The organism is Nitrosospira sp. CT, assembly GCF_059489795.1.
The window spans coordinates 94,298-114,202 of sequence record NZ_JCAHZJ010000006.1; the positions used below are offsets into that span (position 1 = coordinate 94,298).

At 52.5% G+C, this 19,905-nt stretch carries 19 protein-coding genes; 7 read left to right on the plus strand and 12 right to left on the minus strand.

The window, feature by feature from the left end; translation table 11 throughout:
• Positions 1-672: 672 nt before the first annotated feature.
• The 5 genes from AC52W5_RS01455 to AC52W5_RS01475 all read left to right on the plus strand — a co-directional run bounded on the left by AC52W5_RS01455 (position 673) and on the right by AC52W5_RS01475 (position 6,444).
• Positions 673-1,395 (plus strand): Crp/Fnr family transcriptional regulator, encoded by a 723-nt coding sequence (locus tag AC52W5_RS01455; RefSeq protein ID WP_495669693.1) that lies wholly within the window; start codon positions 673-675, stop codon positions 1,393-1,395.
• 201 nt (positions 1,396-1,596) lie between these two features.
• Entirely contained in the window at positions 1,597-3,591 is a 1,995-nt protein-coding gene (locus AC52W5_RS01460) for an AsmA family protein (protein WP_495669694.1), read from the plus strand.
• A gap of 288 nt (positions 3,592-3,879) precedes the next feature.
• Entirely contained in the window at positions 3,880-4,761 is an 882-nt protein-coding gene (locus tag AC52W5_RS01465; protein ID WP_495669695.1) for an SDR family oxidoreductase, read from the plus strand.
• Positions 4,762-4,872: 111 nt separating this feature from the next.
• Positions 4,873-5,367: an SRPBCC family protein gene (locus AC52W5_RS01470; protein WP_495669696.1), complete on the plus strand. Its 495-nt coding sequence runs from the start codon at positions 4,873-4,875 to the stop codon at positions 5,365-5,367.
• A gap of 39 nt (positions 5,368-5,406) precedes the next feature.
• Complete coding sequence (locus AC52W5_RS01475; protein WP_495669697.1) at positions 5,407-6,444, plus strand: methyltransferase; 1,038 nt, start codon at positions 5,407-5,409, stop codon at positions 6,442-6,444.
• A gap of 10 nt (positions 6,445-6,454) precedes the next feature.
• On the opposite strand, the gene ligD is transcribed toward AC52W5_RS01475, so the two are convergent.
• Together ligD and ku are read right to left on the minus strand one after the other, a co-directional pair.
• Positions 6,455-9,007: a DNA ligase D gene (ligD, locus tag AC52W5_RS01480; protein WP_495669698.1), complete on the minus strand. Its 2,553-nt coding sequence runs from the start codon at positions 9,005-9,007 to the stop codon at positions 6,455-6,457.
• A gap of 15 nt (positions 9,008-9,022) precedes the next feature.
• Entirely contained in the window at positions 9,023-9,937 is a 915-nt protein-coding gene (gene ku, locus AC52W5_RS01485; RefSeq protein WP_074974314.1) for a non-homologous end joining protein Ku, read from the minus strand.
• Positions 9,938-10,267: 330 nt separating this feature from the next.
• Between ku and AC52W5_RS01490 the strand changes: the two genes are divergently transcribed.
• Together AC52W5_RS01490 and AC52W5_RS01495 are read left to right on the plus strand one after the other, a co-directional pair.
• On the plus strand, positions 10,268-10,495 hold the full coding sequence (locus AC52W5_RS01490; protein WP_074974315.1) for a hypothetical protein: 228 nt from the start codon (positions 10,268-10,270) through the stop codon (positions 10,493-10,495).
• Positions 10,496-10,688: 193 nt separating this feature from the next.
• Positions 10,689-12,452, plus strand: a complete 1,764-nt coding sequence (locus tag AC52W5_RS01495) for an ABC transporter ATP-binding protein (RefSeq protein ID WP_495669699.1) — start codon at positions 10,689-10,691, stop codon at positions 12,450-12,452.
• 203 nt (positions 12,453-12,655) lie between these two features.
• On the opposite strand, the gene AC52W5_RS01500 is transcribed toward AC52W5_RS01495, so the two are convergent.
• The 10 genes from AC52W5_RS01500 to AC52W5_RS01545 form a co-directional block, all read right to left on the minus strand.
• Entirely contained in the window at positions 12,656-13,423 is a 768-nt protein-coding gene (locus AC52W5_RS01500) for an FkbM family methyltransferase (protein ID WP_495669700.1), read from the minus strand.
• A 260-nt stretch (positions 13,424-13,683) separates the two neighbouring features.
• Positions 13,684-14,661 (minus strand): rhamnan synthesis F family protein, encoded by a 978-nt coding sequence (locus AC52W5_RS01505; protein WP_495669701.1) that lies wholly within the window; start codon positions 14,659-14,661, stop codon positions 13,684-13,686.
• A 95-nt stretch (positions 14,662-14,756) separates the two neighbouring features.
• Positions 14,757-15,410, minus strand: a complete 654-nt coding sequence (locus AC52W5_RS01510; RefSeq protein ID WP_495669702.1) for a YbhB/YbcL family Raf kinase inhibitor-like protein — start codon at positions 15,408-15,410, stop codon at positions 14,757-14,759.
• Entirely contained in the window at positions 15,407-15,919 is a 513-nt protein-coding gene (locus AC52W5_RS01515; protein ID WP_074974318.1) for an Hsp20/alpha crystallin family protein, read from the minus strand. The genes AC52W5_RS01510 and AC52W5_RS01515 overlap by 4 nt, the downstream gene beginning before the upstream one ends.
• Positions 15,920-16,024: 105 nt before the next feature.
• Entirely contained in the window at positions 16,025-16,474 is a 450-nt protein-coding gene (locus AC52W5_RS01520) for a CBS domain-containing protein (RefSeq protein WP_074974414.1), read from the minus strand.
• 103 nt (positions 16,475-16,577) lie between these two features.
• On the minus strand, positions 16,578-17,078 hold the full coding sequence (locus AC52W5_RS01525; RefSeq protein WP_074974319.1) for a BCAM0308 family protein: 501 nt from the start codon (positions 17,076-17,078) through the stop codon (positions 16,578-16,580).
• 63 nt (positions 17,079-17,141) lie between these two features.
• On the minus strand, positions 17,142-17,591 hold the full coding sequence (locus AC52W5_RS01530; protein ID WP_074974320.1) for an Hsp20/alpha crystallin family protein: 450 nt from the start codon (positions 17,589-17,591) through the stop codon (positions 17,142-17,144).
• A gap of 151 nt (positions 17,592-17,742) precedes the next feature.
• Positions 17,743-18,018, minus strand: coding sequence for a hypothetical protein (locus tag AC52W5_RS01535; protein WP_074974321.1), 276 nt, complete (start codon positions 18,016-18,018; stop codon positions 17,743-17,745).
• A 251-nt stretch (positions 18,019-18,269) separates the two neighbouring features.
• On the minus strand, positions 18,270-19,061 hold the full coding sequence (locus tag AC52W5_RS01540; protein WP_495669703.1) for a Kazal-type serine protease inhibitor family protein: 792 nt from the start codon (positions 19,059-19,061) through the stop codon (positions 18,270-18,272).
• A gap of 152 nt (positions 19,062-19,213) precedes the next feature.
• On the minus strand, positions 19,214-19,905 hold a 692-nt coding region (locus AC52W5_RS01545), incomplete at its 5' end, for a PEP-CTERM sorting domain-containing protein (protein ID WP_495669704.1).

A 19,905-nucleotide genomic window follows, 5' to 3' on the forward strand; every position in this document is an offset into this window, starting at 1 on the left:
GCTGTGTCCGGTCAGCAGCGAAATTAAAATCGCCTGCCCTTCAGATAGAAGGGCTGCGCCACATGACATTCTGCTCCCGTCCTGTTCTTTGGGTACCGGAAGTTCATGCCCCAGACCTGCTGGAACTGGCAGCGCTTTCCGGAACCCGCATGGTTAAAAGAAGAGCGAAAGAGCGATTCTGGAAGTATTGCCTGACACCTTCTCTATCGGGTGTCTTCACAGGGCCTGTTACCTCGCTGGGATGGCCGCATCAATTATCACGGGGATTTCACAGGGACATCGTTACGATTTCCAATCCCAAGTCCTCTTGCAATTCTCTCTGGATATCGGGCTGATGTATAAAGAAACCGGCTTGAACGATGCAAACGTCCTTTCGAGGCAGATCACAGCCCTCAATGCAGGCATTTTTTCAAGCAGGAAAATGATAAACGGATAACTCATCCGTAGTATGTACGCTAGCGCACAATGTGGCCACCGGTAAAATGGAATACTCAAACCTCGCCGCGCGCATCGGGATCTCCTGGAAAGAAATGCTATCATAGGTCTGAACGGGTATCTTGCAGCCGCAAACCTGTGAAATTCGCCGGTGAAATCCTTTTAATGCATTCGCATTTCTTTTAGCATACCCAGGCCACGCCCGATTTCATGAGACTTTCTCTCTTCTACTAGCGGATGCAAAGTCCCCCGCCACAGTTCAACCAAAACCACCTTCTAGCCGCTCTGCCCCCGGCTGAACTTGAACGTCTGAAATCCCATCTGGAACTGATTCATATGCCACTTGGCGATGTGCTGTGCGAATCCGGTGGACGCCTCTCCCACGTCTATTTTCCTACGTCGGCCATTATTTCTCTGCACTATATTCTGGAAAATGGTTCATCGTCAGAAGTTGCTGGCGTAGGGAATGAGGGTATGCTGGGCATTTCGTTGTTCATGGGCGGCGAGAACACGCCTACCTGGGCAACGGTTCAGACGGCGGGCTACTGTTACCGCCTGAAGGGCACTCTCCTGCTGCAGGAGTTCAATCAGGGAGGCCCGCTGCAGCGCGTATTGTTGCGCTATACCCAGGCGCTCATTACACAGATTTCCCAGACCGCGGTATGCAATCGACATCACACGATCGAACAGCAGTTGTGCCGCTGGTTGCTGCTGACGCTCGATCGATTGAACTCCCAGGAACTGGTCATGACTCAGGAACTCATCGCCAGTATGCTGGGCGTGCGCCGTGAGGGTATTACCGAGGCTGCCGGCAAGTTGCAACACGCCGAAATCATCCGCTACCGTCGAGGACATATTACCGTCCTCAACCGCGTGGGGCTGCAGGAACACGTTTGCGAGTGCTATGACGTCGTCAAGAAGGAGTTTGATCGCCTCTTTCGTGACGTGCGAAAGTCCTAACTGTCGGCCTTTTCTCCCCCTTCGCCTCGAGTTCTGCATCTCCCTACCGCATTTATCTCATTTTCGTGTGGCAACCCAAATCCGCACTTGGTTGCAGGTACTCGCTGCCTTCCAGTGTGCGCTGACGTACCGAACCGTGGTATGGGCAGAAGTATCATGGGCCTGTTTTCTTCTGCTGCAGAATCAGGAACCCGTCTTCCCATGAAAGTCCGTACCAGACAAATACTATCGGTCTCCGGCATTGCCTTCCTGCTGCTTGTCATCGCATTCTTCATATGGTTCGACTGGAATATGCTGAAACCATTTATTGAACGACAGGTTACGGAGAAGACGGGCCGTGAATTCACGATTCGCGGCAATCTCGATGTAAATCTGTCGCTCAATCCTCTCATCAGTGTTGAAGGACTTTCGCTTGCGAATGCCGAGTGGGGGACCGAACAACCCATGGTTGCCGTGGATAAGGTGGCTGTGCGAATCAGTCTATGGGACCTCCTGTCGGGCGACATCGTGCTGCCCGAGCTATCCATTACGCGTCCCCGAGTACTCCTGGAAAAAAGTATGGATGGAAAGCAAAATTGGGACCTGAAAAAAGAAGAAAAAAAGAAGATGGAACTGCCTCAAATTGGCCAATTCACCCTGGATCAGGGAAAAGTCCTCTTCCGTGATCCGAAGACCAAGACAGATATAGCAGCCGATATATTCACGGATCCAGCGGTGGATGCCAGAGAATTGCCCCTTCATGTGGCAGCGGAAGGTAAATTTACCGACCTGAAATTCACAGCACGAGCGCAAGGCGGCAAGATAATGTCGCTTGCAGATAAGGCTGTTCCCTATCCGATCAAAGCGAGTGCCGAGGTCGGAACAACGCGCGCAAGTGCAGACGGAACCATCAAAGGGCTCGCCGAGATGGCGGAAGTGGACCTCAAGCTGGACTTACACGGGGAGGATTTATCTGCACTCTACCCCGTAACCGGCATCGTTATTTTCCCCTCCCCACCGTACCACATTTCCGGAAGGGTGTTGCACCACGATACCGAGTGGTCCATGAAGGGACTTTCCGGAAAGGTGGGCAACAGCGATCTTGGCGGCGACATCCTGTTCGAGACGGGTGGCGAACGTCCCCTTCTTCGAGGCGACCTGGTATCGAAAGTTCTCGACCTCAGTGATTTGAAAGGTTTTATCGGGGCGCGGCGCGGCCCGCAACCACAGGATACCCCAGCGGAAAAACAGAAAAAGAAAGCTTCGGCAAAGGCCCAGAAAGGTCGAATTCTGCCGGATAAAGAGTTTGGAGTAGAAGGTCTTCAGGCAATGGATGCCGACGTAAAATTCAGGGGTGAATCAATCCGCAACAAGGAACTGCCGGTGGAGCATCTCGTAAGCCACCTGAAAATAGACAACGGGCTTCTGACCCTTAACCCTGCCAACTTTGCAGTAGCAGGCGGGAATATCATTTCGAATATCACTATCAATACGCGCCCGGAAGTGCCTAAGGGAGAAATCAAGGTCGCCGTCAAGCGTCTGCAATTACCGAAGCTCTTTCCCAAGATGGAAATCACAAAGAGTAGCGCGGGCGTGATCGGCGGAGCAATAGACATTAAAAGCCACGGCAAGTCTGTTGGTGCATTGCTGGCGTCGGCTAACGGCGACTTTGGGCTGATCATGTCCGGCGGCCAAATCAGCAATATGTTGCTGGAGGTGATCGGACTTGATGCGGGCGAGATCATCAAATTCCTTTTTGCGGGGGACAAAAACGTCCCCGTCCGGTGCGGCGTACTCGACTTCGACATCAAGAAAGGCATCATGAGTAGCAAAGCTTTCGTCATCGACACCACCGATACCAAAATTGTCGGAGAAGGTCAGATAAGCCTGGTGGAAGAAACCATCAAAATGAAAGTGTCACCCCAGCCCAAAGATGTCAGCATCCTGAGCCTTCGCACCCCTGTTCATATAGGGGGCACTTTCAAGGATCCCACAATCCTCCCCGACAAGATACTGGCTATACGTGCAGGAGCGGCCGTCGTACTGGGAGTTCTTGCGACACCTTTGGCAGCACTCATCCCGACCATTGAAACCGGACTTGCCGAGGATGCCAATTGCAGGGCGTTGATTGCTTCAGTGGGAACGGCGGCAAAGCGCGCGGCTGGAACCAAAGATAAGAAAGACAAGGATCATCCCAGGGCTGAAAAGTCAAGGTAATACCAGGGAATCAAGGAATATCTGCTATGCCTGTTTCCCCTGCTTACCTTACTCGCCCCCCGCTCAGGGAGTCTTTCGGGTTTTAGTGAGGAAGCGAACGGAGTAAAAATCACAACTGTAAAAAATGACTATTTTCTGCAGAATGACAAGCAATGGTAAGAAAAGCGTCAATAGCCTGGCTTGTCTGCTATTCATCCGTCAATTACCCGAAAAGAACTGCAAATCGGGCGAACAATTGTGTGACCAAGGCACCTAGGTGCGGACTTAAACCAGATTAGTGAGAAAGCCATGACCAGTGATACCGAGAAATACGAGGAAAAAGGCAGTGACATTCCAAAGCAACATCAACCACGCCAGCCCGGGCTGGAAACGGAGATGACCCCCCAACCCGACTCGACAATGCAGGAATACCGCGGAAGCGGCAAACTGGAGTCAAAAGTTGCGATCATTACTGGGGGAGACAGTGGCATAGGCAGATCGATTGCAGTCGCTTTTGCAAAGGAAGGGGCGGATATTACAATCGTATATCTCGACGAGCATGAAGATGCTCAACGTACCAAAGAAGAAGTCGAGAAGTGCGGAAGAAAATGCATTTTAATAGCGGGCGACGTTGGGGATGAAAAATCCTGCACGGAAGTGGTAGCAGAAACGATTTCAGCCTTCGGGCGCCTCGATGTCCTCGTGAATAATGCTGCTGAACAACACGTGCGGGAAAGTATTCTCGATATCGATAGCGCGCAGCTCGAGAAAACCTTCCGCACGAACATATTTTCAATGTTTCATATGGTGAAGGCAGTGCTCCCGCATCTGAAAAAAGGAGCGCGCATCATTAACACCACCTCTGTCACCGCCTACAAGGGAAGCCCTCACCTGGTTGATTATTCCGCAACCAAAGGCGCAATTGTTGCGTTTACCCGGTCCCTGTCTCTCCAGCTGATCGAGCAGGGAATACACGTAAATGCGGTCGCCCCCGGTCCAATATGGACCCCACTCATACCTTCCACGTTTCCTCCGGACAAGGTAGGTGAATTTGGAAAAAATGTTCCCATGAAACGCGCCGCTCAACCTGATGAAGTAGCGCCCTGTTATGTCTTTCTGGCCTCTCAGGACTGCTCTTACATGTCCGGGCAGGTGCTGCATCCCAATGGCGGCAATATCGTAAACAGCTAGAGAATAACTGCGAAACGTGGATGTTACTCCTGATATGATAGGGCGTTGCAGGAATAGTACTACTCAACAGGATATATAAATTCCATCTCGAGATGGGAGGGAGGAGCCGAGATGTTCAATTTAGGATCGATGTTCAACCTGGGCCCCTCCGAGCCAGTAGTGGGCAAGGCGAGCATTCTTCTTGAATGTCCGGCCAGACAGGTGTTCAAATTTATCGGTGAAAATCTCTTTTTGAACTACCCCAGATGGTCACCGGAGGTGAAAGAACTCGAGCAAATCACCAATGGTCCGGTCTGCCTCGGAACTATCGCGCGGCAGGTGCGCGTTGACCAGGGACATCGTTCGGAGTCAAAGTTCAGGATTACGATTTATGAGCCTGATCGCCGTCTGGCATTCGCGGGCATCTCCGATCCCTTTCGCTGCATCTACGAGTTGCAGGACGAGCATCCTCCAGGCTCAGCCAGGCTTTTTTTTAAGTTCGAATTACTCGAGATCCAGATGGTAATGCGCCCATTTGAGCCAATGATCAGGACCGCGGTGCAGGGCGGCGCGGAACGAACGGTACAAAATATAAAGCGCCTGGTGGAAAGCGAACCAGGCGTGTGAGCTAACGTGTCTCCATCATTCCCGCCCGAGGAACCTGCAATGGTCCAAAATTCCATGAACACGCCCACCGAGCAGATAGAAGACGACCGACCCCTCTGGGATGTCGTGCTTGGAGTCTATGGCTACCCTGCATTACTGCTGGCGCACAAGCTGAAAATATTTCCCCTGCTCGCCGACGGGCCGCTGTCGCTCACCGCTATCTGCGACAAGTTGAATATCAAGGCGCGGCCCGCTGAAGCCATTTTAACCACTGCAACCGCGGCCGGTTTCTTATCCTTTCAGGATGAGTACTACTCCCTCACACCAATTGCGGAGCACTATTTGCTGGAGACGAGTCCGAGCTATTTCGGCTATTTCTGGGATCTGATGATCGACGACGATCAGGTACATTCCTTTGCCAGTCTGAAAAAAGCAATTCTTTCGGATAGTCCTCAGGTTTATGAGGGGTCAGGCATATATCATCAGTCTCCGGAGGAGCAGGCGGAGCAGGTACGCAGGTTTACCCGCGGCATGTACAGTTTCAGTATTACCTCGGCCCTCTACTGGCCAGGTATACTTGATCTGTCCAACTACCAGACAATGCTCGATATCGGAGGAAGCTCAGGCGTCCATTCAATTGGAGCCGTATCAAAATGGCCGCAGTTACAGGCCATCGTTTTTGATTTCCCGCTCGTCTGTGAGATTGCCCAGGAATTCATCGCCCGCCATGATCGGCAGGATCGTATCCGGACGCAGGAAGGAAACATGTGGAGCGACACGTTGCCTGCAGCCGATCTTCACTTTTATTCCACGGTCTACAATGACTGGCCTCCGGAAAAATGTAATTTCCTCACTGCTAAAAGCTTCAACAGTCTTCCTTCCGGGGGCCGCATCATCATCCATGGCATGCTTTACAACGATGAAAAGACGGGACCGTTTGCGGCCGCTGCCTTCAGCATGCTGATGATGGGATGGACGGAAGGCAGATCATATTCTGGCAGCGAGCTTTCAACAATGCTGAGGGAAGCAGGATTTCAGGACATCGAGGTGCGCCCGGCCTTCGGTTACTACAGCCTGGTTACAGGAGTGAAGCCCTGATATCTGCCCTTCATGCCTTGGATGAAGGGTTGAATCCCAGCTTTTTCATGGCAGGAACTATCGACTGATTCATCTCTGCATAGTCGGCCCAGGGGTCGTTACCCTTATCCAGGCGTTCATGAATATTGGAGGCGGACCAGCGCGCACTGCTTTTCAACGAAGAGAGTTCTTCCCATGCCAACGGTACAGAAACGCCCAATCCGGGCCGCGCACGTACTGACCAGGCAGATACGGTGGTGGCTCCGAACCCATTGCGCAAGTAATCGATGAAGATCTTTCCCACCCGGTTGCGAGGGCCGCTTTTTGCGGCGAAACGTGTCGGAATGGTTTTAGCCAGATGCTGTACGATGGCTTGGGAGAAACCTTTCACCGTATCCCAATCGCGCAGCCTCCTGATCGGCACGATGATGTGCAAACCCTTGCCCCCACTCGTTTTCAGGAAAGATTTCAACCCCAGTTCCTTGAGAAAGACATTGACGAGCTGTGCTGCCTCCTGGATGATTGGCCATTCGACTCCGCTGCCGGGATCCAGATCGAATGTGATTCTGTCAGGCTTGCCAATGGCATTCCTGGTGGCGTTCCACGTATGGAACTCGATCACGTTCATTTGCGCTGCGGAAAGAAGGCCTTCAGCGGTTGAGATTTCGAGCAGCGGAGGGTGGTCAGGGTCGAGCGACGGATCAAGCTGCTCGACCCCCGCCATGTTCTCTTTCTCCCAATGCTTCTGAAAAAAGAGCTCGCCCGATACCCCCTCGGGAGCGCGCACGAGCGAGACCGGCCGCCGCGCAAGGTGGGGCAGCATCAAAGGCGCTACCAGCGAGTAGTAGCGTATGAGATCGATCTTTGTAACCCCGGTGGAGGGGTCGATCACACGGTCCGGGTTCGTCACTTTCAGGGTTTTTGGAATGGCGCTTGCAGGCGCCGACTCTGCGGCAGGATGCACGGGCTTCTCACGAACAATGACATCCGCCTTTTTGTCCGATCTCAAACCGTGGAATACCGAGTGGCGAATGTGGCCCCCTCGCGTCCATTCACTGAAGGAGACTTCTGCGATAAGCCGAGGTTCGACCCAATGCGCGTTTTTATCGATGCCGCTCACTTTCACAAAAGGGCTATCCGTCGAAGCAATCCTGGCCAGCTTTGCCTTGAGGTCCTGCAGCGTCTTATCGCTGAATCCCGCGCCCACATTTCCCGCATATCTGAGTTTTCGGTCTTCATCATAAAAGCCGAGCAGCAAAGATCCGATACCCTTTCGCGTACCTTTGGGATCTGTATATCCGCCGATAACGAATTCCTGGCGGTTTTTACATTTGAGCTTTATCCAGTCCTGGGAGCGGCGCGAGACATAAACGGAGGTTTTGCGTTTACCGATCACGCCCTCCAGTCCAAGCCGGCAAGCGGAATCGAGAATCTCTGCTGGAGAGGCATTGAAAACGTCGCTGAAGCGTATTTCGTCAGGAATGGGTGCCTCAAACAGCTTTTGCAGTAACGCGCGACGTTCGACAAGGGAAGCGTTCCGCAAATCATACCCATCATAGAAGGGCACATCGAAGAGGTAATAAATGATGCGTTCGGTATGCGCGCTGTCGAAGGCATTCTGCAATGACTGGAAATCGGGAATGCCATTTTCGTCCAGCAGCGCAATTTCGCCATCGAGCCAGGACGACTTCAGTTTGAGCTTTCCCAGCGCTTTTACCAGATGTGGCAGCTTGCGGGACCAGTCGTTTCCGTTCCGCGTTATGAGACGCACTTCTCCTCCCTCTACCCTGCTCAACATCCGGTACCCGTCGAACTTGATCTCGTAAATCCACTCTTCCGGATCGACAGGAGGTTCGTCCACAAGCGTGGCGAGTTCCGGTGTCAAGGTGCGCGGAAGGTCGGCCTTGCGCGCATTGTCCGGCAAGGCCGTTTTCGTTCCCTTTCGCGATATCGAACTGCTTTTGGGTGATCCGCTTTCCAACATTGCGGGAGTTTTGGAAGGCTCAGGCAGGTCGAGTTCGGCCACACTGTCCGGCATTTCATCCACCACGCTGTACTCCCGTGACGAACGGATATATTCATCTTTTTCTTTTATCAACAGCCAGGGTTCCTGCTTTTTGTTTTCCTCCCTTCTCATGCGTACCAGGGCCCAGTGCCCTTTGAGCTTGAATCCGCGCAACTCGAATTTCAGCTTGCCGTCACGATACCCCTTATGAGGATCTTCGAGAGGAAGCCAGGTTCCCTTATCCCAAATAATGACTTTACCGGCGCCATACTGACCTGACGGTATCTCGCCTTCAAAACTGTTATAGGAAACGGGATGGTCTTCGACGTGGACCGCCATGCGTTTGTCATTAGGGTCGAAACTGGGCCCTTTAGGGACGGCCCAGCTCTTCATCGTTCCCTCCAGTTCCAGCCTGAAGTCGTAGTGCAGACGCGTTGCCCAGTGCTTCTGGACAACAAAGGACAAAGCCTTGGCGGTGCTCTTGATGGCTGTCTTGCCGCTGGCACCGTCGCTCGGCTCGGGTGTTATCGAGAAATCACGTTTGGCACGGTAAGTTTTAAGCGAGTCCTCATTTCTCATTCTATGGAATCCGCCCTATACTGCCCGGCGCTTATGCGCGCCGCGGGCAGGTGCAGATGAGGCAGTCGTCGACCTGGCGGGCTTTCTGGCAGGTTTCCGGTCACGGTCTTCGTTATCTGTGTGCTTCTTCAGACTGCGCTGGAGCAATTCAGTGAGATCGAGTATTTGTGCGCCGCCACGCTGTAACTCGACTTCCTCCGGTTGAGCCACGGTCTGTATATCACCCGTTTCGACCTTCTCCTTCACGAGTTTCATGATTTCGTCCTTGAACGAATCGTGAAATTCATCCGGGTCCCATTTGCCGCTCATGTCCATCACCAACTGCTCAGCCATTTTCAATTCTTTATCGGTAATGCCGGCCTCCTTGGCACCCTTGGCCGGAAAATCCAGGTTTTCCCAATTGCGGATTTCATCCCCCCACCGCAACAGATTAAGAACCAATGCGCGGCCGGACGGAATAAGAGCGGCAAGGTGCTGTCTTGTTTGAATAATCACTCGAGCAATGCCGACGCGCTCGGTCCTAGACAGGGTTTCGCGCAAAAGCGCATAAACCTTTTCGCCTTTATTGGCGGGTGTGACATAGTAGGGACGCTCCAGATAGATGAAGGGAATATCGGCTGCCGGTACGAACATTTCGATCGCAATCGTCTGCGTGGCCTTGGGATAAGCGGAGGCAATCTCCTCCTGGCTCAAAACCACGTAATGATCATCCTCGTACTCGATTCCCTTGACGATATCTTCCTTATCGATCTCTTTCCCGGTCCTCTTGTTGATGCGTTTATAGCCGACGGGATCCATGCTGCGCTTGTCCAGCCAGTCGAAATTCAAACCCTGCTCTGTCGTTGCAGCATGAAGGGCCACGGGAATATGCACCAGTCCAAAACTGATGGCGCCCCTCCATAAAGCCCGGGTTGAAGCAGATGCAACCATGATTGAGCGGAGAAGTGAATCCCTTTTCAGGGGCAAATATCGAAATACAGATCATGCTCTTCCCTCCTCCATTTGTATGTGCGATTGCGCACCCTGGAAAATACGAGCCTTTTCCACTCTGCCACTCTGATTTGTGTCCTTTCGAACGGAACTGCTGGTCTATGGATGAGATGATCGAAACTGGATGCAAACCCCTGATCGCGGGAGTGCGAAAAAGCTGTGCCTGGCAGCATACGGGACTTCACACCTTTAACGCTTTTTACATATTTAACATAATCGTAATATCTACATAATATCGACTGGAGCCAGCTTCAGGAGAATCGGAGGCATATGGATTACTTCAATTTGCTACAGTGGCCTGCCATGGTGATCAACATCCTTTCGGTCTGGCTCCTGACCTACCAGGCCAGGCGGAGGCGCCAGGCCGGTTTTCTGCTTTCTCTCCTCAGCAATGTGTTATGGATAATCTGGGGATGGCATGTCCAGGCGCTTGCGGTTCTCGGTCTCCAGTTCGCCCTGGCAGCAATCAATATCCGGGGAGTTCAAAAAACCGACTGAATAATCCGGAACAAGCGCGCAGGGACATCCTGCTCGCAATTCCACCTGGTTGCCCTTTCCCCTGCAATAACCCTCCATCACACCCAGCTTTGGGTCGAATTGCCCCATTGAATTCCTCGTTAATATAAGGGTTTTTTCAAGACCGTGTCCGTAATTTAGGTTATGATAACCCCCGTAGTCTGCGGCCCAATTTATGCGAACTCTCTTTGCCTATTGCATGCTTTCCCCGAGGCGTACTGCATACGTCCTGGTTGCGCTTCTGGCGGCAGGCATTGCAGAAGGCTTGAGCCTCACTGCCCTCCTTCCACTCCTTTCGATCGCTGTCGGCGATTCCGCCAGTTCGGACATGGGTCGGCACATCGCCGAAGTTCTCCAGAACATCGGGATTTCTCCCACCATAGGCGCCATGCTGCTGATCATCGTGGGAGGAATGATCCTCAAAAGCCTCATATTATTGATGGCGAACAGGCAGGTCGGTTATGCGGTCGCCCATGTGGCAACCGTCCTTCGCCTCGAACTGATCGACGCGCTGCTTGCCAGCCGCTGGCAGTATTACCTGCGCCAGCCGATGGGTTCCCTGGCCAATTCCGTCGCCACCGAAGCCTACCGGGCAGCCAATGGCTTTGAGCACAGCGTTACTGTACTCGCGCTGGCCGTACAGGTTGTCGTCTACGGAACCGTGGCCATGTTTGTTTCATGGGAGGCCACCCTTACTTCCATTCTGGTGGGCATCATCATGATGCAGGTGCTGCACCAGTTGATTCGTGCGACACGCAAGGCGGGAACCAGGCAGACCCACCTGCTGCGAAACCTGCTGACGTATCTTTCGGATGTACTCGTTTCAGTAAAATCGCTCAAGGCCATGGCGAGAGACAATGTAGCCGAAGCGATCCTGCGCGACCAGACCCAGCAACTGGAAAAGGCTACCCGGCGGGAAATCATCGCGCGTGAAGCCCTGATGGCGCTGCAGGAGCCTATCCTCGCCACACTGATGGCAATCGGCCTTTATCTGGCCTTGGAAGTATGGGGGCTCTCGTTGCCCTCGGTAATGGTGATGGTCTTTCTTCTGACCCGGCTCCTCAGTTTGCTCAATAAAACGCAGAGGAAATACCAGAATCTGATGGCGCAGGAAAGTGCCTACTGGGCCTTGCGTACCGCTGTTGCAGAAGCGCGTGCCGCAGCGGAAAGAACATCAGGCACGCGCGAACCGACGCTTGAAAAGGGCATCAGCCTGCGCCACGTCAATTTCGATTACGACACCAAGCCGATTTTTCAGGACCTGAATCTCGAAATCCCGGTCAGGTCGTTCACCACCATAGCCGGACCGTCGGGGGTCGGCAAAAGCACTATGCTGGATCTCTTGTGCGGGCTGGTGGAGCCCAAGTCCGGCGAAATCCTGTTGGATGACGTGCCCATGCGTGACATCAATCCACGTGCCTGGCGTCGCATGATCGGATATGTCGCTCAGGAGAACGTCCTGCTGCATGACAGTATTCTCAATAATATTCTCGTCGGCGCCCCTGAACTGACTGAAGCGGATGCGGAAAGAGCACTGCGCCAGGCGGGCGCATGGGAGTTCGTCAGTGGATTGCCGGATGGCCTCTATACCATTGTCGGTGAGCGTGGCGGCCTGTTATCCGGAGGGCAGCGCCAACGCATTGCGATTGCCCGGGCGCTGGCTCACCGGCCTCTCTTTCTGGTACTGGATGAACCGACGAGTGCGCTCGATCCGGAAAGTGAACGACTTGTCTGTGAAACACTGCGAAACCTCACACAGGAACTCACGATTGTTGCCGTCTCCCACCAGCCAGCGCTGATCAGCGCAGCGGATGTGATTTTTGCGCTTTCCAGGGGAAAAGCGGAACGGATGCAGCCGGCGGAGGCAGCTCGTTACGCACCCCCGGAGCGGGATACTTCCTCCCTGTCTCACAGAGAAGCGGCTTTCGTTTCCCGTTAAGCGGACGACGAGCGCCTGCCTAGCCTTCGTCTCCATCTGTCCCAATCATTGCCCTCCCCTGTTCACCCTGAACCCTTCGTCTCCGTTCGCCCTGATCCCGACTCTGTCGAAGGATCGAAGGCGCGAACAGTGCTCAGAACAAACCCCTTCGACAGGCTCACGACAAGTGAATCGACGAGTCGGCAAAGAGGAGTTGATCGATCCTATTTTGCGAACACGAAGCAGGTTTCACCCCAATTTTGGGTGGTTTTGAATCTGACTTTCAAACCCGCCTGTTCCATCAGTGCTATTGCCTCCTGCTGCTCCTCGACTGTCCCCAGCTCGACGATGACGGACCTCAGTGCCGGATTCCTGAGCACATTCCCGGCACCCCGAATGATGGGTATCTCGATGCCATCCACATCGATCTTGATGTAGTTGGGATAGGGAAATCCCCATTTCGAGCATAAGTCATCGAGTGTCACGCCGAATATGCCCTGTATATGCGTAGCGGGTTTTTTCATATTCTTCAAATCTTCTTTTCCGAACTGGGAGCGGTTCCCACCGCCTATGAATTTGGGAATATAAAGTTTCGAAAAGCCTTCCTCTCCGGAAACAGCCACGCAATAGGAGGTAATATTTTTTTCCAGCTTGTTGAGGTAAATGTTCTTATTCAATAAATAATAATTGGCGCATTGGGGCTCGAACGAATATACATGGATGCCCTTCCCGTATTTCTTTGCTGGATACAGGGAATACTGGCCGATATTCGCACCCAGGTCGAAAAAGCAGGAACCCGGTTCAAAACTGTCAAGCCAGTCCAGGGTATCGGGTTCCTTGATGGAATATGTTTTTGCCCGCTGGAGTGTCCGAAAATTATCCACTGCGATACGTATGGGTTGACCCTTGACATTGACTTTCGTGTAGCCGCCCTTCAATCCGTACAACGCTACTGCGCATCCGGATAATACATCCATGAAAAATGAAGACATCTATGCCGACCGTAACTTATTAGTAGAGATGAGAATAGAAAACAGGTGAATGGCGAAGGATATCTGGTTTGTAGTCCCCGCCGAAATATTTTTGCTGTGACCCGCTGCCGCGGGCATCAACAGGGTAAGCGACTCAGTCTCCAGGTTGCTCAATCATCACTTCAGCGAAAGCGGAAATCATATGCAATAGTTTCTGGATTCCCTCTTTCGAGGCTTTCAAGGGGATGACGAAGGGAACCGCGGTCGAGCAAAATCGTGTCTTATCTGCGAGGTGACATCCAGTCGTTGAGAATTCCTGTCTCGTAGGAAGAACCGGCTTCCGCGAGGATCGCTGAAACTTCCCCCAGGCTCACACCCTTTCTTGTCAGCACACTTTTTTTGAGGAACGGGAATCCAAGCTCGGTAATAAGCGGCTTCCTCAGGTGAAAGGTCGACTCGACCCATTGCAGGGGCCTATGATTGTAATCAGTTTGAGCAAGAACCTGCTCCAGACTGTAGAGCGCCGCAAGACGAAAGCGACGGCTGAGAAAGCGGGAAAAACCGACTTCATATCTGCGAACAATGGCCGGCTTGAATTCCAGAACCTCGATTTCCGCGAAGAAACGAAGAAATTCATCGGAGGACACAGCTTTTTTCTTGCAGTAGAGGAAATAGGACTGTAGATGGGGATAAAAACGAAAAGAATCCGTCATTCCCACGATATCAGCCTCGCTGCCTTCGAGCCTGGCGATGATATTGTCAATATTGAAAAGTGGGCCGAGAACGCTGTCGTTGGCTAACAGAAGGCCCCTGTGCTCGCGATATTCGGGATATTTTTCCAGCGCCGTTTTCCACCCATAGAAATCGTATCCCTTATTCTCACGGTTTATTATTGCGATACAGCATCGGGACAGCTTTTCCAGATCGCTTCCTGAAATCATGCTGCTCGAACTGATGAATACGATATCGAAGCCGGCCAGCATCAGAGCGTTGAGGTAGTAATACACGTTCTCCCTGACAACGCTATCTTTGTCGAAGCTGCAAAAAAGGCAAACAGGACGATCATAACGGGGAGATATAGCCTTTTCATACAACCTCACCAGCGGCTTTTCACCCTCCTTCTCCCGTTTAAGCAGATGAAAGGATAGATCTCGCGCGTACTTTAAGTCTTTGACTACGCCCTTCACCGCCCACTTTATGGGTAAAGCGCAATTGGGTTTGCGCCGCAATTCAGATAGCTCCTCAGGTGGGACTTTCATGGCCGACCCATGCATATTGCGCATTTATCTTTTTTGAGTGTACAGAATCGTGCTGGATGAACCGGAGCATAAAAAAGAAAAAAGGCAGTAGCAGTCTATTGCTTCTGATACAACCCCACGAGTTCCGATTGCGCGATGATATGTCCCTGCATCTCCTGCTCGAGGATTGCCTTGGTGGGATGTTTCAGATCCGGAAGCATGATATCCAGCGCGTAGAGTTTATGAAAGTATCGATGCTTGCCGATAGGGGGGCAGGGTCCCCCATACCCCGTACGCTGCCAGTCATTGAGCCCGCCGAGCGTTCCAATGGGAAGATCGGCTTCCGCCACTCCCTCAGGCAAACCTTGAGCCGCAGGAGGAATGTTATATAGCACCCAGTGCACCCAGGTCAGCTTGGGAGCGGCAGGATCGGGCGCATCCGGATCATCCAGAATCAAAACCAGGCTTTTTGCATTTTCCGGTATATTTTCCCAGAACAGCTCGGGTGAAGTATCATGTCCCTGACAGGTATGACGAATAGGAATCTCTCCGTGATTCGCAAAGGATGAAGATGTTATCGTCATAGACATGCGAGGTTCCTCCTTCTTTGGTTTTCTTTCCTTCTGGCTCAAGAGAGCGTCTGGCTCAACCGCTAAATACGTTGAGGCTGCCAGCGTAGCCGTCATCGTGCCTGCGAGCAGGCAGATAAGCGTAATCGTAATCTTCGGTGGGGCGCGCCAGCGCCGAAAAGCAAAATGCCAACTCATCATGATATGGAAATGGTCCTGCCCTTTTCAACGTTCAACTTGGGCAGGCGAACGGTCAGCACGCCGTTCTTGTAGTCCGCTCCCGCTTTGTCTGCATCCACATCCGCCGGCAACGGCAGGGTTCGCTGGAAAACGCCGTAGGCACGTTCCATGACATGATATCTGCTGTCATTTGTATCACGCTCAAAGCGTTTTTCCCCTCTCAGAGAAAGCATGTTGCCCTCTATGCCGATCTCAAAGTCTTTTTTTTCCATGCCAGGCACTTCTATCCGTACCACGATTTCCTTGTCCGTTTCTTCCATATCCCCTGCCAGAATACTCCAGTGAGGAAAAGCTGGCATGCTGGCAGTAGAAGCCTGCCTTTTGTCTTCCTCACCCTTGCGGTGTACAAAGTGCGTGAGGGCATCGCTGCCGTGGTGGACGAGTTCACGCCAGCCGTCCGAAATGTGATCCCATGTCCGACTGAGTCTCCGGCTGATATTTTCACCTGCATTCTTCACGGAATCCATCATGATCGTGCTCCTTCCGATTGTAGGAAAAGCCGGCAATGGGCAATGACTGGTTGATCAGAAATTCCGCTCGCGTATTTCCAGTCGCCCCTTGATCCTGCCGGTCTTTTAATGCCGTTGTCTTGCTTCCCTCTGCCGTTGATAACTTGTCAGCCGGGAAATCGCCAGCAGTTCTTCCGATAGCAGTTCCAGCAAGTCATCCAGTGTAAGAATGCCCACCAGGGTGCCATTCTCACCTACTACCGGCAAGCGCCGCACCGTCTTGCTGCGCATGTATTGAATCGCCTCGAATACCCCCACGCTTTCTTTCACGGTAACGAGTTCCTGCTCCATGATGTCGCCTACGGTGATGACAGCAGCGTCCAACCCGGTTGCCAGGATTTCCACCACCAGGTCGCGATCGGTGACAATTCCGACGGGAATATTGAGGCCGCCCCGCTCTTCGATAACGACCACGTCGCCGACATGATGCTGACGCATGAGTTGGGCTGCCTTCCCAATCGTCTCATCCCGTTTCATGATTACAGTATCACGGTTACAGATTTCGCCCACAGGCATCCTGCCCTCCACTTTGATCACACTCTCATTGTAGGGACGGTGAGGTATATTGCAATTGGGAACAGGTATCGGGTTTGTCCGAAATGCTGTCCCAAAGTTTTTTCTAACGCGTCCAGTGCACGCGCAACAAATACTCTTCCGGGTTATAGTGAAATTCCAGATCGCCCTGATACGCGTCGTGTATGGCTTCGCCGATGCCTCTCGCCAGGTGGATATCAGTGGTCGTCACCAAGGTTCCCCCGTCTTTTTCTTCAACGGCCATGATGCGATTGAACGGGTGCTCGACCTTTTCACGCCTTTCCACATTGTGCACGATGTGCATGATTTCACTATGATGCGCGGCATAGAACTCGCCACCCAGCGTGACGAAGCCGGCAGGGAAATCATCCCGGATACGCTGGCAGGCAGCGCACATTTCCTGGTGGGCGCCTGCGGGCGCTTCGCCCCATTGCCAGCGTCCTTCATGGAATACGGCTCCGCAACTGGGGCACACAGTGGGTTCCGACGGTTTGTGCCTCGCCCTGTAAGGATCGTGGATACGCTCCTTGAAGAGCTTGTCATGTCGGGAAATCTGGCGAAAGCCGACAAATGGAGAGTGCGTCATGGTGGAGCTCCTGTCCTGTGGAGCGGAACGATCAGTCTGATGACCCGAAGAGCATTGCCCGGATTATTTCACCTCGATCCGTTTGGCGGTTTTTCCTTCCTTCTTCGGTAACGTCAGTTCCAATGTGCCGTTTTCATATTTTGCCTCGGCCTTGGTCTCATCCACTTCGCTTCCCAGCGTGAAACTCCTGTAGCTCGATCCCTGATGGCATTCCCGGCAAATCACCCTCTCTCCTTCTTTTTCCTCTTTTTCCTGCTTTGTTTCGCAGCTGATGGATACGCGGTTACCCTCTACCTGAACCTTGACATCCTCTTTCTTTACTCCGGGTATGTCGGCACGAACAGTATAGGCGGTGTCATTTTCGGTAAGATCGATCTTGATCTGGGGCGCGGTTTCCATATCCATTGAGAATGGACGCATTCCCCAATTCTTGAACCAGTCATCCAGATTGTAAAACGGGTCATAGCGCATGATGTCGCCAACAAGAGGCGAGCGACGAGTAATATTTGCCATGGTTTTCTCCTTTCAATCAAATGAAAATGAATGTGAATTAAATGAATGACCTTTCCTACCCTTGCTGCCTCATTTCTATCTCACTAGACCTTGCCAGCATTAAGCATTACATGCCTTGAATCTTTTGCCTGAATCTCTGCATCTCCTGCTGTCAAAAATTCCTGCCCGAATAAGGCGCTCCATCTGATTCCGAATCCAAGTCCGACCAATCCTGTGTTTCCCCATAGTGCGCGCCACCACGCCGCTCGACCTGGTAATAACTTGCGGTAGAAATCACTTGGTGGCCTTTCCTCCGTTCCTGCCTGTATGGTCCATAAGATCCGGTTGCTGTGGGGCTGTCGGTAATCGCTTCTTCTGTATTCTCGACCGGGTTTTCGATCCCGTTCTTGTTGATCCTTGCATTGCCTCTGTCAGATGATGTGCTCAAGATTTTCCCTCTGGAACTGTTAATCGATTGTGCGACCGTACCGCTGTGACCGTGCCACTGTGATTAAACGGCCTAGCTCTTTCTAACGGCCGGACCTGCCGATTTTTAACACCTGATCGAGGAATCGCTCTGTACGTTGTCTAACATTCGGGTGGCAAACCCTGGATAGGCTGTCCGCTAACCGGTAACAAGACCTGCTTATCCAGAGTCGTCATAAGGCTTCCAACGATTAACCCGTATTCCCGTTGCTGCTATTTTTTACTCTTGCAGATTCCCGGGCAATCCGCGCCGCCGCGTGTGGGATCGCAATCATCCCTGGGATCATCCACACAGGTCTGGCCTCCAGGGCATGGAATGCCGGCAATTCCGCCGCATGCTTGCGGCTCGGATTTCTTGCACTCCCCTTCATGTTCAACAGAAACACCGGCAGCTGCTGCAGTGCACGAGTTGCTGTAAGTCTTGCCATCACACCCGCAAACAGGCTTGAAGATTTGCGGACAAATGGTGGGCTTGGGCTTGCATTGACCTTGCGCATCCGGCATCTTGCATTTGGCCCCCAAGTCACAGTACTGGTTTGCGTCGGGGCAACGTGTTCCGGCGATACCCCCACAAACAGCTCCCCCTCCACCACCTTCAATAGGTTTGCATTGATCGGTCAGCTCGACATTGAGGAATGTTCCCGTCCTGGGATGAATATCACGCAGCCGCTTGACGAATGCTTTGAACTCTCCCGGCTTCGAGCTGAAGCCTGCCTCCGCGCAGGCGTTCAATCCCCCCTCTATCGGAATAGGTCCCCCTGCTCTTGGACTATAAACAGCGAAAGTGTCCACCGTCTCTTCGCTGATGGCCTTCCCCACTGTCTTTCGTATGGATTTCAGCGCCCCGCTGTCCAGCGCCCCTCCCGTACTACCAAGGTTGATGTTCACGGCACGGTTTGCAGTATCTCCACCAGCTCCCCTATCTTCACCCTGCTGCGCAAAAACCGGGGTTGTGCCAAATATGGCTGCTCCGACCAGAAACGCAACATATCTCAATTTCTTCATCGCTTCCTCCATCAACAGGTAGTGTGGTTACATCATTTGCCCTTTCCCTTTTGATGAACTATCGCACCCAGAAACCCACACCCCAGGTGCGACATCTACGTTTTGTATTTTTTATCCAGATCACGGTCAACTCGATAAGAGCGGCGAGAATGTCATCTCCGGATATGATTCCTCCGCCGCCGTGCCATTACTCCCATCAAACCCAGGCCGGCAAGAAACAAAGCATATTGCTCTGGCTCGGGAACTACAGTTATCGTTACGTCATGTTCATGATAGATTACGTCGAACGCCACGCCTGACCCGAAATCGTGCGTGACAGACGCAAATGTCGAATCGTTTAAACGTTCATCAAAGGTCGCGACTACGAAGCTGTCACCAACAACGGGTGTATAGCCTAAATTCCCTACATCGATTACTCCACCCAGCGTTACGTCGTCGGTAACCGTCAGTTGGTCAAAACTGCTCAGGCTGGCCAATTCAAAGTTGATTACACCGCCTGAGGCTTGGGTGAGATCGCCGTCGATAGTCAGATGGCCGATACCATTGCCAGGATTGATTGCTCCACTGTTAGATAAACCAAGCGTTGGTGTGATAACTGTACCGTCGCCCCGGATTTCCCCCGTCCCGCTGTTGACAAAAGTTGTATTACTGGCACGTGCAACCTGGAATGCTGCTGCGGCGTTTACGTCAATCACGCCCTCATTCGTGAATGAGTTAGTGAGGTGCATCGTTCCAGCATTCACGTTGGTCGTGCCGGTATTGTTGTAGGTTACTTCAATGGTAGTCAGGGTACCGCTCTGCTTGTTATAGGTACCGCTGTTGTTGAAGGTATTGGTGCCGTTGA

Bases quoted from the DNA above. Each gene is read 5' to 3' on its own strand.
- AC52W5_RS01455 (WP_495669693.1), top strand. From the start codon at position 673: ATGCAAAGTCCCCCGCCACAGTTCAACCAAAACCACCTTCTAGCCGCT.
- AC52W5_RS01460 (WP_495669694.1), top strand. From the start codon at position 1,597: ATGAAAGTCCGTACCAGACAAATACTATCGGTCTCCGGCATTGCCTTC.
- AC52W5_RS01465 (WP_495669695.1), top strand. From the start codon at position 3,880: ATGACCAGTGATACCGAGAAATACGAGGAAAAAGGCAGTGACATTCCA.
- AC52W5_RS01470 (WP_495669696.1), top strand. From the start codon at position 4,873: ATGTTCAATTTAGGATCGATGTTCAACCTGGGCCCCTCCGAGCCAGTA.
- AC52W5_RS01475 (WP_495669697.1), top strand. From the start codon at position 5,407: ATGGTCCAAAATTCCATGAACACGCCCACCGAGCAGATAGAAGACGAC.
- ligD (WP_495669698.1), bottom strand. From the start codon at position 9,007: ATGAGAAATGAGGACTCGCTTAAAACTTACCGTGCCAAACGTGATTTC.
- ku (WP_074974314.1), bottom strand. From the start codon at position 9,937: ATGGTTGCATCTGCTTCAACCCGGGCTTTATGGAGGGGCGCCATCAGT.
- AC52W5_RS01490 (WP_074974315.1), top strand. From the start codon at position 10,268: ATGGATTACTTCAATTTGCTACAGTGGCCTGCCATGGTGATCAACATC.
- AC52W5_RS01495 (WP_495669699.1), top strand. From the start codon at position 10,689: ATGCGAACTCTCTTTGCCTATTGCATGCTTTCCCCGAGGCGTACTGCA.
- AC52W5_RS01500 (WP_495669700.1), bottom strand. From the start codon at position 13,423: ATGTCTTCATTTTTCATGGATGTATTATCCGGATGCGCAGTAGCGTTG.
- AC52W5_RS01505 (WP_495669701.1), bottom strand. From the start codon at position 14,661: ATGAAAGTCCCACCTGAGGAGCTATCTGAATTGCGGCGCAAACCCAAT.
- AC52W5_RS01510 (WP_495669702.1), bottom strand. From the start codon at position 15,410: ATGATGAGTTGGCATTTTGCTTTTCGGCGCTGGCGCGCCCCACCGAAG.
- AC52W5_RS01515 (WP_074974318.1), bottom strand. From the start codon at position 15,919: ATGATGGATTCCGTGAAGAATGCAGGTGAAAATATCAGCCGGAGACTC.
- AC52W5_RS01520 (WP_074974414.1), bottom strand. From the start codon at position 16,474: ATGCCTGTGGGCGAAATCTGTAACCGTGATACTGTAATCATGAAACGG.
- AC52W5_RS01525 (WP_074974319.1), bottom strand. From the start codon at position 17,078: ATGACGCACTCTCCATTTGTCGGCTTTCGCCAGATTTCCCGACATGAC.
- AC52W5_RS01530 (WP_074974320.1), bottom strand. From the start codon at position 17,591: ATGGCAAATATTACTCGTCGCTCGCCTCTTGTTGGCGACATCATGCGC.
- AC52W5_RS01540 (WP_495669703.1), bottom strand. From the start codon at position 19,061: ATGAAGAAATTGAGATATGTTGCGTTTCTGGTCGGAGCAGCCATATTT.